General features: G+C 49.9%; 13 protein-coding genes, 2 tRNA genes and 1 riboswitch. Of the genes, 5 read left to right on the forward strand and 10 right to left on the reverse strand.

All coding sequences use genetic code 11. The annotated features are described in order from the left end of the window. The first annotated feature begins 270 nt into the window (after positions 1-270). On the forward strand, positions 271-717 hold the full coding sequence (locus tag Q8M98_06640) for a hypothetical protein (GenBank protein ID MDP3114438.1): 447 nt from the start codon (positions 271-273) through the stop codon (positions 715-717). 183 nt (positions 718-900) lie between these two features. On the opposite strand, the gene Q8M98_06645 is transcribed toward Q8M98_06640, so the two are convergent. The 4 genes from Q8M98_06645 to Q8M98_06660 are packed head-to-tail and all read right to left on the reverse strand — an operon-like array spanning position 901 to position 4803. Further along, the gene (locus tag Q8M98_06645) at positions 901-2124 is read right to left on the reverse strand and encodes an acetate kinase (protein MDP3114439.1); all 1224 of its coding nucleotides are present in this window, start codon (positions 2122-2124) and stop codon (positions 901-903) included. A gap of 56 nt (positions 2125-2180) precedes the next feature. After that, a complete protein-coding gene (locus Q8M98_06650) occupies positions 2181-2936 on the reverse strand; it encodes a class I SAM-dependent methyltransferase (protein MDP3114440.1) in 756 nt (251 codons plus the stop codon). Positions 2937-2985: 49 nt separating this feature from the next. Beyond that, positions 2986-3426: an Hsp20/alpha crystallin family protein gene (locus tag Q8M98_06655; protein MDP3114441.1), complete on the reverse strand. Its 441-nt coding sequence runs from the start codon at positions 3424-3426 to the stop codon at positions 2986-2988. A 27-nt stretch (positions 3427-3453) separates the two neighbouring features. Further along, entirely contained in the window at positions 3454-4803 is a 1350-nt protein-coding gene (locus Q8M98_06660) for a DUF4139 domain-containing protein (protein MDP3114442.1), read from the reverse strand. A 378-nt stretch (positions 4804-5181) separates the two neighbouring features. Beyond that, a riboswitch (molybdenum cofactor riboswitch) is annotated at positions 5182-5302 on the forward strand. Between the two features lie 35 nt (positions 5303-5337). Here Q8M98_06660 and Q8M98_06665 point away from each other — a divergent pair. Both Q8M98_06665 and Q8M98_06670 read left to right on the forward strand, forming a co-directional pair. After that, positions 5338-6153, forward strand: a complete 816-nt coding sequence (locus tag Q8M98_06665) for a hypothetical protein (GenBank protein ID MDP3114443.1) — start codon at positions 5338-5340, stop codon at positions 6151-6153. Next, on the forward strand, positions 6154-8058 hold the full coding sequence (locus Q8M98_06670; protein ID MDP3114444.1) for a TonB-dependent receptor plug domain-containing protein: 1905 nt from the start codon (positions 6154-6156) through the stop codon (positions 8056-8058). A gap of 42 nt (positions 8059-8100) precedes the next feature. Here the strand turns inward: Q8M98_06670 and Q8M98_06675 are convergent, their stop codons facing one another. The 6 genes from Q8M98_06675 to Q8M98_06700 all read right to left on the reverse strand — a co-directional run bounded on the left by Q8M98_06675 (position 8101) and on the right by Q8M98_06700 (position 13707). Further along, positions 8101-9039, reverse strand: a complete 939-nt coding sequence (locus Q8M98_06675; GenBank protein MDP3114445.1) for a hypothetical protein — start codon at positions 9037-9039, stop codon at positions 8101-8103. Continuing rightward, positions 9039-9302, reverse strand: a complete 264-nt coding sequence (locus Q8M98_06680; GenBank protein MDP3114446.1) for a S4 domain-containing protein — start codon at positions 9300-9302, stop codon at positions 9039-9041. The genes Q8M98_06675 and Q8M98_06680 overlap by 1 nt, the downstream gene beginning before the upstream one ends. After that, complete coding sequence (locus Q8M98_06685; GenBank protein ID MDP3114447.1) at positions 9277-12192, reverse strand: PAS domain S-box protein; 2916 nt, start codon at positions 12190-12192, stop codon at positions 9277-9279. Before Q8M98_06685 ends, Q8M98_06680 begins: the two co-directional genes overlap by 26 nt. A 1-nt stretch (position 12193) precedes the next feature. Next, entirely contained in the window at positions 12194-13396 is a 1203-nt protein-coding gene (locus Q8M98_06690) for an acetate kinase (GenBank protein ID MDP3114448.1), read from the reverse strand. A gap of 144 nt (positions 13397-13540) precedes the next feature. Next, positions 13541-13617 (reverse strand) — tRNA-Val (locus tag Q8M98_06695). 13 nt (positions 13618-13630) lie between these two features. Beyond that, a tRNA-Val gene (locus tag Q8M98_06700) sits at positions 13631-13707 on the reverse strand. Positions 13708-14223: 516 nt separating this feature from the next. Between Q8M98_06700 and rnhC the strand changes: the two genes are divergently transcribed. Next, the gene (gene rnhC / locus Q8M98_06705; protein ID MDP3114449.1) at positions 14224-15141 is read left to right on the forward strand and encodes a ribonuclease HIII; all 918 of its coding nucleotides are present in this window, start codon (positions 14224-14226) and stop codon (positions 15139-15141) included. A gap of 259 nt (positions 15142-15400) precedes the next feature. Further along, positions 15401-15820 (forward strand): DNA methyltransferase, encoded by a 420-nt coding sequence (locus Q8M98_06710; protein MDP3114450.1) that lies wholly within the window; start codon positions 15401-15403, stop codon positions 15818-15820. The last annotated feature ends 184 nt before the right edge of the window (positions 15821-16004 follow it).

Consider the following 16004-nt stretch of genomic DNA (forward strand, 5'->3'; position numbering starts at 1 on the left):
CTGGCAAGCATTCTATGCCTTAGCTCTTCAGCAGGCAATGTGTCGTTAACATGGATACGGTTCATCTGTACCTCCAGCTATTGTTGTTCTGGAGATACTATAATCATAATTTGGATTTATGCAAGCGAATTTGTATAAGAGCACAACCCAAGATATATCTTCCCTAGATGTTTTCGAGGTTGATGATGATGTGAGCACTTGGGGTGGCTTAACCGCTTTTTCTTCTCATGTTGGTGAAGTGATCTCGAAATTAGTGAATTGAGGTTTGGTATGCCATATATGAATATTTCTTTCTTGGTATCAGGGCTAAAAGCGATAAAGACAAAGCAATACCCAAAATGGTTTAAAACTTTAAAAGATTTCAATTATGAATCTGGCGATATTGAAAAACACTATCAGAATCATGACTTTGATTTACCAGATGGTAACGCCAGAAGATGGGATTACGTCATTATCAGATTAAAAAATAATCAACTTCAAAGGGCCATCTTTGCAGAACCTCATCCAATAAAAACGACGAATGTTAAAGAAGTGCTCGAGAAATTGGCATGGCTGCAATATCAGATTACGAACCATTCAGATTTACAGCACTTCAAAGAAATACGAAAGGAGTATTATTGGATTTACTCTAATTCCAAAATTTCCCCAAACTCGAAAGAACGAAGGATGTGTGCCCAAAAAGGCTTGGTGTTGACAGGCATTCCCTTGGTAGTATAACGTACATAAATTACCTTACTATTCTCAATACTCAACATGAACTGAAGTCCCCCAGCACCTTTCTGGGACGGTTTTCTCTTATCTTTTCCAGCGGTTTTGTCAAGTTCTTTTCCCATCTCCATTCTCAATTCTCCATTCAATGAAACAATCGGCAATGGTTAGTCAGCCATGCTTTCAAACAGGTCACGCGATATCCGGAAGGATGGAGATTGGGATATTGGTGATCAATTCGAAGGCATCGATGGCGATCTGGAGTTCTTCGTTGGTGGGGATCACCAGGATGGAAATGGGTGAATAGGGCTGGGAAATGATTCCCGGACTGGCGCCGACGGCAGTATTCAATTCGGGGTTGATGTGGATGCCGATGTTTTCCAGGCGGCTGCATACGCGGTGGCGCATTTTCACTCCGAATTGACCGATCCCTCCGGTGAATACGAGGAAGTCCACCTTGATCAGGTTTGCCACGTAGGCACCGATGTAGCGGCGGATGCGATAGGCATAGGTGTCCAAAGCCTGGACGCAGTTTTCGTTTCCTGCTTCCGCGGCGGTTTCGATGTCTCTCAGATCGCTGGAAACTCCGGAAAGCCCCAACAGTCCGCTTTTCTTGTTCAGGATGTCGTTCAGTTCGTGAAAATCAAAGCCACGCTCTTCCAGATAAAAGATAATCGAGGGATCGATATCTCCGCTGCGGGTGCCCATCATGAGTCCTTCGAGGGGAGTGAAACCCATTGAGGTGTCGATGGAGCGTCCTTGCTGGATAGCGGTGATGGATGCGCCGTTGCCAAGGTGGCAGGTGATCATATTGGTGTTTTCCGGGGAGCGTTTCATCATCTGGAGAGCGATGTTGCAAACGTAGCGGTGGCTCGTGCCGTGAAAACCATAACGGCGGATGCGGTATTTGTCATAGAATTCCCGCGGGATGCCATAAAGATAGGCGCTGGGAGGCAAAGTCTGATGAAAAGCGGTATCAAAAACCGCGACTTGAGGAATGCCTTCGAAGATCGCCTGGCTTTCAAGGATGCCAACGAGGTTGGCGGGATTGTGCAGCGGCGCGAGTTCGCAGTTTTCCTCGACGGCTTTGATGACATCAGCGTCGATGATCACTGAGGCGGAATATTGATCGCCGCCGTGCACCACCCGGTGCCCGATTCCGGAAATCTCGGAGGTGCTGTCCAGAATGCCATCTTCCCTATCCAAAAGCGCTAACATCATCAGTTTGAAGGCTTTGTGGTGGTTGGGCACTTCGCAGTTCTGGTGAAAGGCTTTTCCGCCACACTCCTGTTTTATGCACCCGGTTTTGAGACCGATGCGCTCCACCAGTCCCTTGCCGAGGCTCTTCAACATCGGCATTTCGTAGATCTCATATTTGAGTGAAGAGCTGCCGCAATTGATCACCAGAATTTTCATGCCGTATCCTCTATTTTGCTGTATTTATATTATCGAGAGCCAAGCTGCCATACATGTTATAGCGGTTTTCGCGCCCGTGCCCAAAGATATGCTTCTCCGCCTGCCGGATCGATCAATTTGCGCTCATAGAGCGGACGGTATAGATCATCCACAGGTCCCGGCGCCGAGACCCACCAGTGGATGATCTCATAATTCCGAAAGAGCATTTTCCGGAGGATATTTTCGCTGATCCTTTGCGGTTCTGCGGTGCTGGGTAAATGATTCAGGTTGAAGCTGCCGATGATCTCCCCGCCGGGTTTGAGGACGCGGCGCAGCTCGTTGCACATTGGCAACAGGTTCTTGACGTGGTCAAGCGAATTGACGGAATAGACGTAGTCGCAAATGGAATCCGGAAGGGGAATATGCAGCTCCGAAGAACTCACATAGATCACGCCGTGGCTGATCAGTTCCAAGGGAAAGCATTCCAGATATTTCGTGGCGAGGACGTCGATGCCGATTTTTAGGGATGCTTGCCGTGCCCAAACGAGGCTACCGCGAGGACCGCAGCCAAAATCTCCCACGATCTTCCCCCTCAGGAAGTCGTCGTTCTCCTCATCCGAGATGGAAAGCATCAATTTGGCATAGAAATCATTCTGAAGCTTCCCGCCTTCCAGGGCAAAGCGTTCCTTCCAATATCTCAGCTCATGACTGTGCTTTGTATGCACAAGCTTGTTGTATATTCGTTTCAAACGAACCAGGGTTTCGACCATGTTTTTTATAGCTCCTGTAATGCCGCGCGCGCCTTTCAGCCTGCGAGGCAGTGTTTTAATCAAAATCTCCCTTCCTGATTTGTAGATCGTTAGCGAGAAGGAAAACCTCGCATTAGTCGATAGGGATGATCCTTTCCAGCACAGGACTGATGGCAAAGCTGATGCGCAAAATGCCGTTGATATACTGCACTTTGGGGCTTTCCCGGTCGATCTTGACGTCCGGAAAATAGACGCGGCGTTCAAATCTGCCGGTCTCGATCTCCATGCTGTAATAGCTGGTACCGCACGTGAGGTTGGGAAAGCAGCGCGTTCCGCTGATGCGCAAAAACTCATCCGTGCAGGCGATGCTGATTTCGTCCTTGTCCACTCCCGCCAGTTCGACGATGATCACAAACTCCGTATCCGTTTGAAAAACATCGCACTTGGGATGCCAAAAATCGTCGATGGCGTCCTCGATGGCGAGGGGGCTATTGGTCAGTGAAGATACTTCACCCAGGATCTTCAGCATTTCGCGTTGGATTCCGATCAGGTTGTTGAATATCTTGTCGTGCATGTGTTTATCCCTGTGAGGAGGCAGGCTTCAATACTCCGTTCTTTCTTTGAAATTGAAAATGACCTGGGTGTCCGGACGGATCTCGACCTTGAAAGTGGCTTTGTTGTTGGTATCGATCTCGGGCTTGATGTCGTGGCTCACTATCTTGGCATTCGAGCCCAGATAGTGGATCACATCGATGGTTTTCACATCCTTGGAGTTGTTGCGCAGGGTCACCTGGATGGTGCGTTCGGAGACGTTGCGTCCGATGGTTTGCTGGTCTTTGACCATGGTGCTTGCCACGAGGTCGAAAGCTTTGCCGGTGGTGATGGTCACTTCCTCGTTTTTGCTGGTGTGATTGATGCGGTCTTCGCCGATGAATTCGAGATTTCCGTCGCTATCCTGTTTATAGACCTTGATCGTGCCTTTGGGCAGGGCTTTGCCGATGCCGTTTTCCTCGGTGTTTTTGAAACGGATGATGCTCTTCACGCCATCGCTCCAGAGTTGGTATTCATAAACCGCTTTGGCTTTGACGTTTTGGGTGGGATAAAGAGCGATCTGTTTGGTTTGGTTATTGGCAAAAGACACCTTTTGGTCGAGTGTGTACATGTGAAAATCATGGAAAGCCTTTGCTTCGAATTCGGGAGCGACTGCCGCCATCATGGTATCCGAGCTCTCCATTTTCATTCTTCCCATGCCTCCGCCATAGCCGATTTCGTCAAAGACGCGGTTGATGTCCCCGGCGATGAGTTTTAGGTTCACGTCCGTGAAAGCTCTGCCGCTGCGGTTGTTGATCGTCACCCATGAATTGGTCGCGAGGAGCTTTTCGTCCCAGACGCAGTTATAGGTGACGTCCCAACTGAAACCGCCGCTAAGGTAAGTGAGCTGGACGGGGAATTTGCCTTCTTTCTCCGCGATCAACCCCCAGCGCAGCGTTGGTTTAGTATAGAAATTATCCGGCAGGCTGGCAAGCTGGATGATTTGCGTCTCGGCATCGGAAATCACCAACATGCGGTTGGTGCTGTTTTCGATCAAACCGAGGCTGCTGCCGTCAAAGAACTTCAAAATACCGGTGAGGCGGGAATTATCCTTGGTGATCAGGGTCACTTCCTTGTCCAGATACTTTGCCATGATCTGCCATTTACCGGCGAGGTCATATTCATAGTTCTGCTCTGCTACGCGGATGCCGCCACCCAAGGCACTCACGATCACCGAAACCGGCTGGATGCGTGAAGTGATGTCGTCAAAATTGATTTCCTGTCTGCCCTTTTTCAATTGCAGCTCGAAATTACTGCGCACCAACGACAAATCGTCGTTGTAGATCGTGATCCAATCCTCTGCGAACGCGATACCTGCCAACAACAGCAGCAGCATCGCCAAACAAATCTTGCGAGACATAGGTTTCTCCTTTGTTATGTTCTGAAAGTCCTTGTCAGGGGCTCACTTAATTCTGATGTATCAGATTTTTTTCCTTCTAATAGCATAGCGGAATATGTCAAGCTTTTTCACCTTACCCCCCAAAATATCCGGATATTGCCCTTCAAAAATCCCCCTTAGCATTACGGAATCATTACGGAGTCAATACGGACTAAGTCCGTATTGACTCCGTAATGCTAAGGAGAAAGTAGCGCAGCATGCCGATGCTGCGGAGGCGGAAGGATGGACGGAATATGGAATTACCGACGTCCCCGTCGGTTCGTGCGCGGCAACCCATCCGAACCGACGGGGACGTCGGTAATTCCATATTCCACCTTGACAAATGCTCCGCGTTTTGCAGAGTGGGCTTCACGCCGAGTGTTTGATTCTAAATCCCCTGATCAGGGACATGGGCAAACACCGATAGGGTGTGAAGGGAAACCCTCATGCCTCCTTTTGGAAAGGCGCTTGGAAATATATTGAGCCAGTGCGTCTGAACAGCTTTATGGAGTAATGATGACAAAGCTATTTCTGATTCTTGCCTGCACTGTCCTGCTGCTTGCCGCTTGCAGCGAAAAGGACAAACCCACTGATACCAACATCTATGGTTACAAACTGGATCAATTTGTCCGCGCCGACACGGTTCGCGCCCATGTGGATGCCAATGCCCCAGCCGAACAAGATTTCCGTTCGCTTTTTGCTTATGAGATCGTGAGTTCAGCGGATGGTTTCAGTCCCCGTGCCAGCTCGAACGCCGGTTATGACTTGCCTTGGAGCACTTTCAGGGAAGGATTCCTCGTTCCGGTTGACAGCTATCGAACCTGGTTTCCTACTTTTACTCTGCCGTCCGCTTTCAAAGTGACCAATACGGGATTCTTTCGTCTGTATCGTAAAGTAGATGTGGACAACGGGGTACACGGAACCAAGATGGTCGAGCTATTGGGCTTGCCCGCGTATAATATGGATAACTGGGAAGGCGTGCCGGAAGATGCGATCAAGCTTGCGGATTTGCTGCAGGGCATCGCCGTATATGATTCCGTGATGTTCGTCGCCGCCGATGCATATAGCAAAACCTATCAGCCGCAACACATCAACGACGGCTATTATTTCCTGGATTCGGAGATCAGCACCTTCCCCAATTTCAACGCGGCGATGCCCAACAGCCTGAAGAAATTCAAGAAACTTTCAAGCATCGTCGTCTATGGCGCCACCTCTGCGCAGAATCACGCTTTCCCCCTCGCTCCCCAAAGCCTGGCGGATCTCGTTTTCACCGTTCCCGCCAGCCTGGAAGGTTTTGAACGCACGATCATGAACAGCACCCGCAAGAGATAGATGCTCCGCAGCCTTTTGGTGCTTTTGCTGCTCTGCGCAATACTCAGTTTGGGCGCTCTGGGGCAAAGCGTTCCGGTTTCAGATAGCCTGAGCCCGCGCCGCTACTTATTATCCACCGTGCGGGTGATCGCTTCGAGCCCAACTGATGCGATATCGAGCGTGAAAGTGATCGAGCCGGATGCCGCAAGCGGAGCGATCACTCTTTATGAAGTCTTGCAAGGCATTCCGGGCATCGGCAACACGGTCGGAAGCAAAGAGGAAAGCAATCTCCGCATCCGTGGTTTTCGTCGCAGCGAAGTGAAATTGATGGTGAACGGACGCCCTCTCAGCAACGGCTATTTCGGCAACGTCGATCTGGGGAACTTTGGCGCTGAAGGAATCGCGGATATTCAATTGATCAGGGGTCCCGCCTCCGCAATCTTTGGCAACAACAGCATGGGCGGAGTGGTGAACCTGATCACGAGCGATCCGGATAACAAATCCCTGGCAAATCTCTCTTTCACAACCAGGCGCAACAACGCCACCCGTGTGGCAATCTCCTCCTCGCGCCGCTTTTCACGTTTCAGCTATAGAGTTTCAGCGGCGAGAAACAATTCAGACGGCATCGTGTTATCCGAAAACTTCGCTCCGACCGTCTTCGAAAACGGAGGAGTGCGCAATAATCAACAGAAAACGCAGTGGAATCTGGACGGAGAGCTCTATTTCGAGCCGGATGCCTTCCATCGGATCGGAGCCACCGGAGGCATCGGATATATCGGTTTAAAGCGTCTGGCATCATCGGTTTATGAGGCGAGATACCGTCAGTTAAAAGACTGGAAACGCTATCACGGCACTTTGATGTGGGAAGGAATCCTATCCGGAAGCGTCGGCACCGGCGCGATGATCTATTATGACGGAGGGGGAGACCGCTATCAGGAATTCAACGATCCGGGTTTCGAGTTTTTGGCGATGGACAGCGTAATGCGCAGTCACAGCCTGGGATTCAGTCCCCATCTGCAATGGCGCGCCGGGGAAGACAGCGAAATCCAATTTGGTCTCAGGCTGGAAAGCAAATATTCAACCAGGCGGGACAACGGATATTATCTGGACTGGACACCTCACAACCTGAACAGCTACAATGCTTTCGCGCAATGGCAGACGCGCGTCAATGATTCATTCGGGATCAGCTCCGGCATTGGAATCAGCGCTTGGAACAGCGATGTGCGGGATCGGATGGGGGTCTTTGCCGAACCCTCTATCGCGTTCAACTTCAAGCATTTGGGAGGTGCGGAAAGCAATCTCTCACTGGGTAGAAATACCTCCTTTCCCACTATGCGACAGCTATTTGCCGATGATCGAGGCAATCCGGCTCTGAAACCGCAAAATGCATGGAAAGCTGAGATCTTCCATTTCCAACCCCTGGGAGAGGGAAAGCCCCGCGCAGCGCTGGAAACAAGCTTGTTTATCAATGAGATCACAAATCTGATTGATATCTATGACGGCAGATTTGAAAACATCCATGCGGTGCGCTCATACGGCGGGGAACTGGGTATTTTGCTCGCTCCTTTGCCAAATTGGGAATGCCGAATGGACTATGCCCGGCTGGAGTATTCTTCACGCAGCGATTTCCGTCTCACTGAAAGCCCCCGCAACAGCTTTGCCTTCGAGACCAGGATTCCCATTCCGCTGAAGATTTGGCTCAAAACGCAATCCTCCTGGACAGATCTGCGCTACAGCCAAAACTCCACCTTTATCTATCAGAGTCTGCATTCATACTGGAAACATGATCTCAGTCTGAGCCGCAAATGGAGCGGAATTCATGTATCAGCCGGCTTGGAAAACATCCTTGACGCGGATTATGAGACGGAATATGGCTATCCCGCCCCGGGACGTGATTTTTACCTTAAGGTGAGTGTGGACATCTGATCGAAAGTGAATTGCCCGCCGCATGTTTTGAAGCTATCGCTTTCAGGGTCGCATCTCTTCCTCGTCTTCCTCCGCGTCAATCAATTCAGGGAGGTCAGGCATCAGGTGCATTCTGCGTTTGCGGCGCAGGGCGGCGATCACCAAAACGAAGGGTAAAAGAGTGAAAACTACTGAATTGATGGCGATGAAGAGGTATTGATAGGCGAGTTTTTTGCTAAACCTTGAGTAGAGTGCTTGAAAATCAAAGAGACTGAGATCAAATGCCATGTTGAAGGCTGGGGTGAAGGCAATCTTTTCCCCGCGGCGATGGGCATCCGCGGCGATGCTCCAAAACCTGTTCCAGGCTTTTTCATCCCGTTCCTGCATATATTTGACGGCGAAATAGGAATGCAGGTAATACATCTGCCAATCGTGCTCCTCCTCCGGATAGCGATAGCTCATTTTAAACAGGTTCATATCGTTTCCCCAAAAGCGTTCGCGCATGAAATAGAGATAGCGTTCATAGCCTAATTGATTGGCAAAACGGGTCGCCATACCCTCATGAAACCAGAGCGGCGCGGAACTGAAAACCTCGTCCAGAAACCAGTGCATATATTCATGCAGCAGGATCTTGAAATAGTTATCGTGGACATAAACGGCGCTGCGGATATAGATGCGTCCCTCGGAGGAGCTATAGAAAGCGTCGCTGAATTCAACGATGCGCTCCTTTCCCAGGGCGAGCTTTTGGTAGCTTTCCCGATCCGGCACGATGAAGATCTCCGCCCTTTTGTCCAGATAGATTCCGGTGCTCATCTGCAAGGCGTCGATGTGTTCGTCCAAAGCATTGAGCATTGCGGCATAATCCGCTTTCAGGTCGCTGTCCGTATAAAGGGATATGTTGTCCGAAAAGGCTATAATCCGGTATTCAGCGAAGAGAATGGAGGAAAAACAGAGTAGCAGTCCCCAAATGAGGAGCAGCGCTTTGGTGGAAAGAGGAAACATCAGTTCGCGATTTCGCTGCGTGAGAGCAGGCTGTAATACTCGGTGACGTCTTTTTTTGCCACGTTGCCGGCGGGTATTTTTTCGATGCGGATGGTGTGTGAAAAGCCATAGAGATTGAAAATGACGATATCTGCCGCTTTGACTTCGGCGGAGGCTTTGGCGATTTTTCCCTGAAGGGTGACGAGTCCTTTGTCGCAGGCGTTTTTGGCGATGGAGCGCGTCTTGGTGAGGCAGAGTTTATTCAGGAGTAAGTCGATCCGCATCGAATTTACGCTTGTCCTGGTCAAGAATATCGCGCGCGAGGGTGGCGATGTCCTTGATCTTTATGGGTTTCATGACAAAATCCCTGATGCCGCGTCGGCGGGCGTCCTCTTCAGAAATCAGAGTGGAAAAGCCGGTGCAGACAACCACGGGGATGCCGCATTTGATCGCCATTAATTTCTCGGCGAGGTCAACCCCGTTCATATAGGGCATGGTGGTGTCCGTGAGCACGATATCGATGTTGAGGTGGTTCTTTTTAAAGTATTCCAGTGCCTTGCGGGGATCGGTGAAACCCTCCACCTTGTAGCCGAGCTTCATCAGTCCCTGGCGGAAGACGTTGACCAGGATCGGTTCGTCATCCACAAACATGATGGTTTCGTTTCCGGCGATATCAGCGTTTTCAGTGGGTTCGATAATGCCGGGATACCATTTGTCCGCCGTGTAGATGGGAACATAGACAAAGAAGGTGGTGCCGGAGCCGACTTTGCTTTCCACGCGGATGGCGCCATGATGAGCTTGGACGATGTTGTGGACGATCGAAAGCCCCAGACCGGTGCCTTCGGTGGCGCTTTTGGTAGTGAAATAGGGATCAAAGATGTGTTCCAGCAGGTTTTCCTCGATGCCGTTGCCATTGTCGCGCACCGCGATCTTGAGATAACGGCTCTGTCCGAGTTCCGGGAAGGCGATCATGTCCCGGCTGCTGAAGGAGACCTCATCCACGCTGATTTCAAGCATGCCATGATCGGAATCGATGGCGTGCATGGAATTTGTTCCGAGGTTGATGATGATTTGATGTATCTGACCGGGAACGGCGATTACTGCACTGTCTTCCACCTGATAGCGTTCCACGATATTGATATTGCGCGGCAGATAGGACTTGAGAAAGCGGACGGATTCCTTGACGTGGTCAACGAGCTCGATCAGTTCTGTCTTGGATTCTTCCTGGCGAGAGAAGGAGATCAGGTGGCGGATCATTTCCTTGGCGCGGTTTGCGGATTTGAGAACTTCGAGCAGTTTTTGAGCGCTGTCCGATTCGGGATCGAGATCGTCCGCCGCCAATTCCGTGTATCCGATCACGGCGGAGAGGACATTATTAAAGTCGTGAGCGATGCCGCCGGTCAATCTGCCAATGGCTTCCAGGCGCTGGGTGCGTTTGAGTTGTTCCTCACGCAGGATATCATAGGTGACGTCCTTGCAGCTCGCGATGATGCTGGAGAGGCGTCCGTCAAAATCGATCACGGGTTTGACCACCATATCCAGAGTGATCTTTGAGCCGTCCTTGCGGATCATGTCGATCTTGCCGCGCCAGGGTTGTGAGCTGCGCACTCTCAGCCAGGATAGTTGCATTTCGCGGCGGCTGTTTTGATCGAGGGGCAGATATTCGACCGGCTTACCCAACAATTCGTCGCGGTAGTAGCCGGTGGTTTTTTCAAAGACGGTGTTCACATAGCGGATGAAACCTTCGGCATTGAAGATAACGATGCCTTCCCCGGCTTGCTCGATCGCCTGAATGAGCACGGTGATGTCCTCGTCGCTCTGTTTTTTGTGCAGGGCAAAGGCGATCTGTTCGGAGATCGATTCCAGCAGCCGGAGGTCGTCCTGGATATAGAGGTCGCTCTGGGTGTAGCTCTGCAGGGCCATGGCTCCCATGACGTTTCCGGAAAGCACCAAAGGCACGCCGAGGAAGTTTTTACAAAGTATTCCGGCAATGGGTTTGAGCTGGTTTCGGCTGTTGATTTCCTCTTCGTTCAAGAGCACGGATTGTGCCTCGGCGATGATCATCGCGGTCAGCGAATTGGAGTTGTCGGCATCGACCGGACTGGCGTCCTCGCCCATTTCGTCCACCAGATAGGGGAAGGTGATGAGCTTGCTTTTATCGTCATACAACGCTATGAAGAAGTTGTTTACGTTTAGCAGCCGACCGAGGGATTCGTGGATGACCTGAAAGAGTTCTTCCAGCGAGATATCTTCGTTCACGGCATGGCTGATGCGGTGCAACATGGAAGTGACCACTTCGGAGCGGTAGATTGGGCTGAGATCCGTCTCCACGATGGCAAAGAGACGCTCCTTACCGGTTTGGATGGGCAGAATAGTTCGTTTAAAAGCATGCAGTTTGTGCCGCGAATCGAGGAAGCGATATTCCGTCACCTGCTGTTCCAATTGGCTGTCCGTAATCAGTTTGTGGATATACTCAGGGGTTATTTTGTGGCGTTCGTCCAGATCAATGTTAGAACAAAAGTCCGTATAGATTTCCCATACAAATCTGCCGGCAATGTTGTGGATCGGGATCCCCGTAAGATTGGAAAAAGCCTGGTTGACCAGCATGGCTCTGCCTTCCTTATCAAAGAGCAGAATGCCTTCGGAGGCTTGTTCAAAGATGCAGCGGAAAAGAACCTCGCTTTCTTCAAGCTCCTTACGAACCCCTTCCAGACGAGTGAGATCCTGAATCACAACAATCACGTTTTGATAGTCTTTGAGATCAGGACCCGGGATGTTCCAAGATATCCTGAAAAATATCTTATTTCCTTCCAGATCATAATTAACGCCCTGTCCGTCAAAGTGTTTATTGCCTTCGCTGATGGCGATGATGGATTCCAGCAGGCAGTCCAGGGCTTCGTCCTTGAAGATCAGATGAATGGATTCCATCAGATGCGATTTGCTTTTCGCCTTGAACAGACGCAGAGTGGCATCGTTGACGTCCACCACATTCAGCAGCCCGATGCACTCCAGAAAGCGTTCAGGATAAGTGAGAAAATAGGCACGGATATCATTCACGCCAATACTGCGCAGCTTGAGGATATACTCGTTAACCTTGGAGAAATCCTCCACCCAGATCGAAACCGGTGAATTGTTAAACAGCATCCGGTAGAAAGCACTTGAGGTTTGATTCATCTTAAATACTCAACAGTCTTTGTGTTTCAAGGGCGATCATCAGTTCTTCGTTGGTGGGAACTTTCAGCACTGTGACGGGGCTGCCGGGGGTGCTGATCAGTTCGATCTCATCGGTGAACTTGGCATTGGCATCAAGATCGAGATGAATACCCAAAGCCTCCATGTTTTCGCAGACCTGGGCGCGCATAATGGGCATGCGTTCACCCACTCCGCCGGTGAAAATGAGGACATCCATACCGTTTAGGGCGGCAAAATAGGCGCCGATATATTTCTTGATGCGATAGCAATAGACGTCGTGTGCCAGGATCGCCCGTGGATTTTGCTTCAGTAGGATCTCATCCTCGATTGTGCGCATGTCGTTGGAAATGTGGGAAAGCCCCAGCATGCCGCTCTTTTTGTTCAGGATGGAATTGACTTCGTCCACGCTGAGCCCAAGCTGCTGCTGCATGTGGATCGGAATCGCGGGATCGAGATCGCCGCAACGGGTGCCCATCATCAATCCTTCCAGAGGGGTCAAGCCCATGGAAGTGTCGATGGATTTGCCTCTATCGATGGCGGTGACCGATGCTCCGTTGCCAAGGTGACAGGAGATGATCTTCAAATCTTCGATGTTTTTGCCAAGGTATTCGGCGGCTTTGAGGCTGACATATTTGTGCGAGGTGCCATGAAAGCCATAACGGCGAATCTTGTGCGTGTGATAGAATTCGAGCGGCAGAGGATAGAGATACGCGTGTTCCGGCATCGTTTGATGAAAGGCGGTGTCAAACACTCCGCATTGAGGCACATCCGGCATGTCTTTTTTGACCGCTGCGATGCCATCTAGGTTGGCGGGATTGTGTAGCGGCGCCAAAGATTCGCACTCGCGCATCACGTCGATCACCTGATCGGTCACTATCACTGCGTCCGAATAATGCTCTCCGGCATGGACGAGCCTGTGCCCCACGGCGTCGATCTCGCTGATGTCTCCGATCACGCCATGAGTCTTGTCCAACAGCGAATCAATGATCAGTTGCAAACCACTTTCGTGATTCTCGATCACCATTTCGCGTTTTTTTATAGTATAGCTCGGGCTTTTATAGCTGAATAGACCGACGCCCTCGCCGATCTTTTCGGCGATGCCCTCTGCCATCACCGACTGCCCTTCCATATTGATAAATTGGTACTTTATGGACGAACTGCCACAGTTTAACACTAGTATTTTCATCAGTTTCCTCTTATTACTATTTGCTCTTAGACGCACAGCAGATAAAATGCTGATTAATGTCAACTACTTTGTTTGAAATTATACACAAGCATTATGCAAAAGGGGTTCCAACTGTGGAAAAAAAGAGATTTCCCTGAGATTGAGTGGTGGGTGATACTGGATTCGAACCAGTGACCTCTACGATGTGAACGTAGCGCTCTAACCAACTGAGCTAATCACCCGGAAAAAGGTAAGTGGTGGGAGATACTGGATTCGAACCAGTGACCTCTACGATGTCAACGTAGCGCTCTAACCAACTGAGCTAATCACCCACTGTGGAGACTATCCCTCCATAAGCGGTTTTTTTGTCAATAAGAATTTCACTTGTGCATTTTGGAAAGGTGGAAACATGGAATTAACGACGTTCCCGTCGGTTCATGTCCGCAGGATCGGTTACAGATTTCTGGATGGTTTACGAAATTGGCAGATGTGCCAAGTTCATCGCTACTATCGCCGACGGGGACGTCGGTGCTCCATGAGACGCCGTTCCATGATTTAACTCATTGCAGGCTAAGTCTTTGCAGTCTCCTCCGCAGCATCGGCATGCTGCGCTACATCTTCTCCGCTGCTGCGCTACCTCCTTAGCATTACGGAGTCAATACGGACTTAGTCCGTAATGACTCCGTATTGATTCCGTAATGCAAAGGGGGAAGAAACGGATTTTTAGGTACAAGATGCCGTCCAACCCAGAAAAACTTTGACAGATAATCCACTTGTCGTTATTGGGTTTTCAGGCAGGTTTCACTCCTCAAAATAGATGGAAACCGCACATCCTCATAAGGAACATAATGCACAAACACATCGAAGCATATCTTTCCCATTTGGAGCCGATATTGGCGCAAAACGGGATCCTCGTCGCCGAGGGTCGCGAGATCGCCTATGGATATCAACTCCGGCTTGAGGACGGCGAAAATCGCATCGTCCTGAACGTATATTATTCTGATAAGAGAGGACTTACTGCCGTGGTGGGTGCTAACGGCGCAAACGCACTCAAGCCCAAAATAGAAACCATCCTATTTAGCCTGCAGGAAACACCCCAAGACGCCGGATTTCACGATTGGGAGAGCTGGATCGGTTCGGACGAATGCGGCAAGGGAGACTATTTCGGTCCCCTGGTGGTGGCGTCATTCTATATGGAAAAAGAGATGGAGAAAGAGCTGCGCGGGCTCGGAGTCTGCGACAGCAAAAGGCTCACGGACGCCCTCATCCTGAAGATCGCACTACAGCTTTATGAACGTTATGCCGCAAATATCTCCTGCGTCCTGCTCAAACCTCCCAAATACAACGAAATCATCGCGGATATGAAGACGCAAAAAAAGAATCTGAACGATCTGCTTGCCTGGCAGCACGGCAAGGCGATCACGGAGCTGGTCTCGAAGCATGAAAACGTGCAAGGCATCCTCGTGGATCAATTTAGCAGCGCCAAAAAAGTGCAAAAACTGTTGGTCGCCGCCAAGATCAAAGCCGCGGTGATCGAAAGACACGGCGCCGAAAGCGATCCTGCCGTCGCGGCGGCTTCCATCATTGCGCGGTATCAGTTCTTGCAAAACCGCAAATCCATGAACCGCTTCTATGGCATGGTTTTGCCCCTCGGAGCTTCCAACAGCGTGATCAGCGCTGCCAACGCTTTTGTGGAAAAGTTTGGTATTTCGCGCCTCGGCGAAGTGGCTAAATTGCATTTCAAGACCACGGAAAAAGTCCGTTAAGTGGAAGATCCCCGCATTCTTGGAGGTCGTTGCGCATTTACTCACAACGGCATCGCAGACTCCTAAAAACAACGGAGATCAAGCTGGGGCAGCAGTGCAACTTGATCAAACGTTTGATCCTCCCAACAGACAAGTCCTTGCTTGAGACATTATTATGCAAAAGAAAGTCCTTGACGAGAAATCGAGCGTGGTTTTATGGGAAACAGCGATGCTACTGATACAGTAGCAAGTGTCTATATGGCAAAGATAGGATGATGTTATGGACAGTATCATTGAAATACTAAAAGCTAAACACATTAGTTTGATTGAAGAGCCAATGATTTTTGACTCCATAGCTGTAGGGTCAAAAAGAAAAATTGAATATCAAGACGCGGGATATCCCACTATCACTGACGAGTTTTGGACTGCTAAGCAAAGACAAGCAGTTAGCATTCATGAAATTTCATATCGAGCATGTTTCAAGCCTCAATTACCAAACTACTTTATCAATCGTTTTACCCAAGAAAACGACATCGTATATGACCCCTTCAATGGAAGGGGGACGACATCGATTGAAGCAGCATTATGCAACCGCAACGTAATAGCAAACGATGTAAATCCTCTCAGCACTATTCTTACTAAGACTCCCAGGAAAAAACTCAATTTTTATGAATTTGCTCTGCCTGCGAGTTTGGGTTAGTAGTTGCCAGTTTGGGCAACATCATTTCAAAATGAGCCTGAATAACTGAATAATCTGATAAGATAGAGCCATTAGTCCGCAGAATTAGAGCCACCCCTCCGAATAATAGAGCCACTCGTTCCGAAGGTGAGAGCCACCTTGCCAATCAGGCATGATTTCAGACCATGGATTCATACACTAAATG

Source organism: Candidatus Cloacimonadaceae bacterium (assembly GCA_030693415.1).
GTDB lineage: Bacteria > Cloacimonadota > Cloacimonadia > Cloacimonadales > Cloacimonadaceae > JAUYAR01.

Bases quoted from the DNA above. Each gene is read 5' to 3' on its own strand.
- Q8M98_06640 (MDP3114438.1), top strand. From the start codon at position 271: ATGCCATATATGAATATTTCTTTCTTGGTATCAGGGCTAAAAGCGATA.
- Q8M98_06645 (MDP3114439.1), bottom strand. From the start codon at position 2,124: ATGAAAATTCTGGTGATCAATTGCGGCAGCTCTTCACTCAAATATGAG.
- Q8M98_06655 (MDP3114441.1), bottom strand. From the start codon at position 3,426: ATGCACGACAAGATATTCAACAACCTGATCGGAATCCAACGCGAAATG.
- Q8M98_06660 (MDP3114442.1), bottom strand. From the start codon at position 4,803: ATGTCTCGCAAGATTTGTTTGGCGATGCTGCTGCTGTTGTTGGCAGGT.
- Q8M98_06665 (MDP3114443.1), top strand. From the start codon at position 5,338: ATGACAAAGCTATTTCTGATTCTTGCCTGCACTGTCCTGCTGCTTGCC.
- Q8M98_06670 (MDP3114444.1), top strand. From the start codon at position 6,154: ATGCTCCGCAGCCTTTTGGTGCTTTTGCTGCTCTGCGCAATACTCAGT.
- Q8M98_06675 (MDP3114445.1), bottom strand. From the start codon at position 9,039: ATGTTTCCTCTTTCCACCAAAGCGCTGCTCCTCATTTGGGGACTGCTA.
- Q8M98_06680 (MDP3114446.1), bottom strand. From the start codon at position 9,302: ATGCGGATCGACTTACTCCTGAATAAACTCTGCCTCACCAAGACGCGC.
- Q8M98_06685 (MDP3114447.1), bottom strand. From the start codon at position 12,192: ATGAATCAAACCTCAAGTGCTTTCTACCGGATGCTGTTTAACAATTCA.
- Q8M98_06690 (MDP3114448.1), bottom strand. From the start codon at position 13,396: ATGAAAATACTAGTGTTAAACTGTGGCAGTTCGTCCATAAAGTACCAA.
- rnhC (MDP3114449.1), top strand. From the start codon at position 14,224: ATGCACAAACACATCGAAGCATATCTTTCCCATTTGGAGCCGATATTG.
- Q8M98_06710 (MDP3114450.1), top strand. From the start codon at position 15,401: ATGGACAGTATCATTGAAATACTAAAAGCTAAACACATTAGTTTGATT.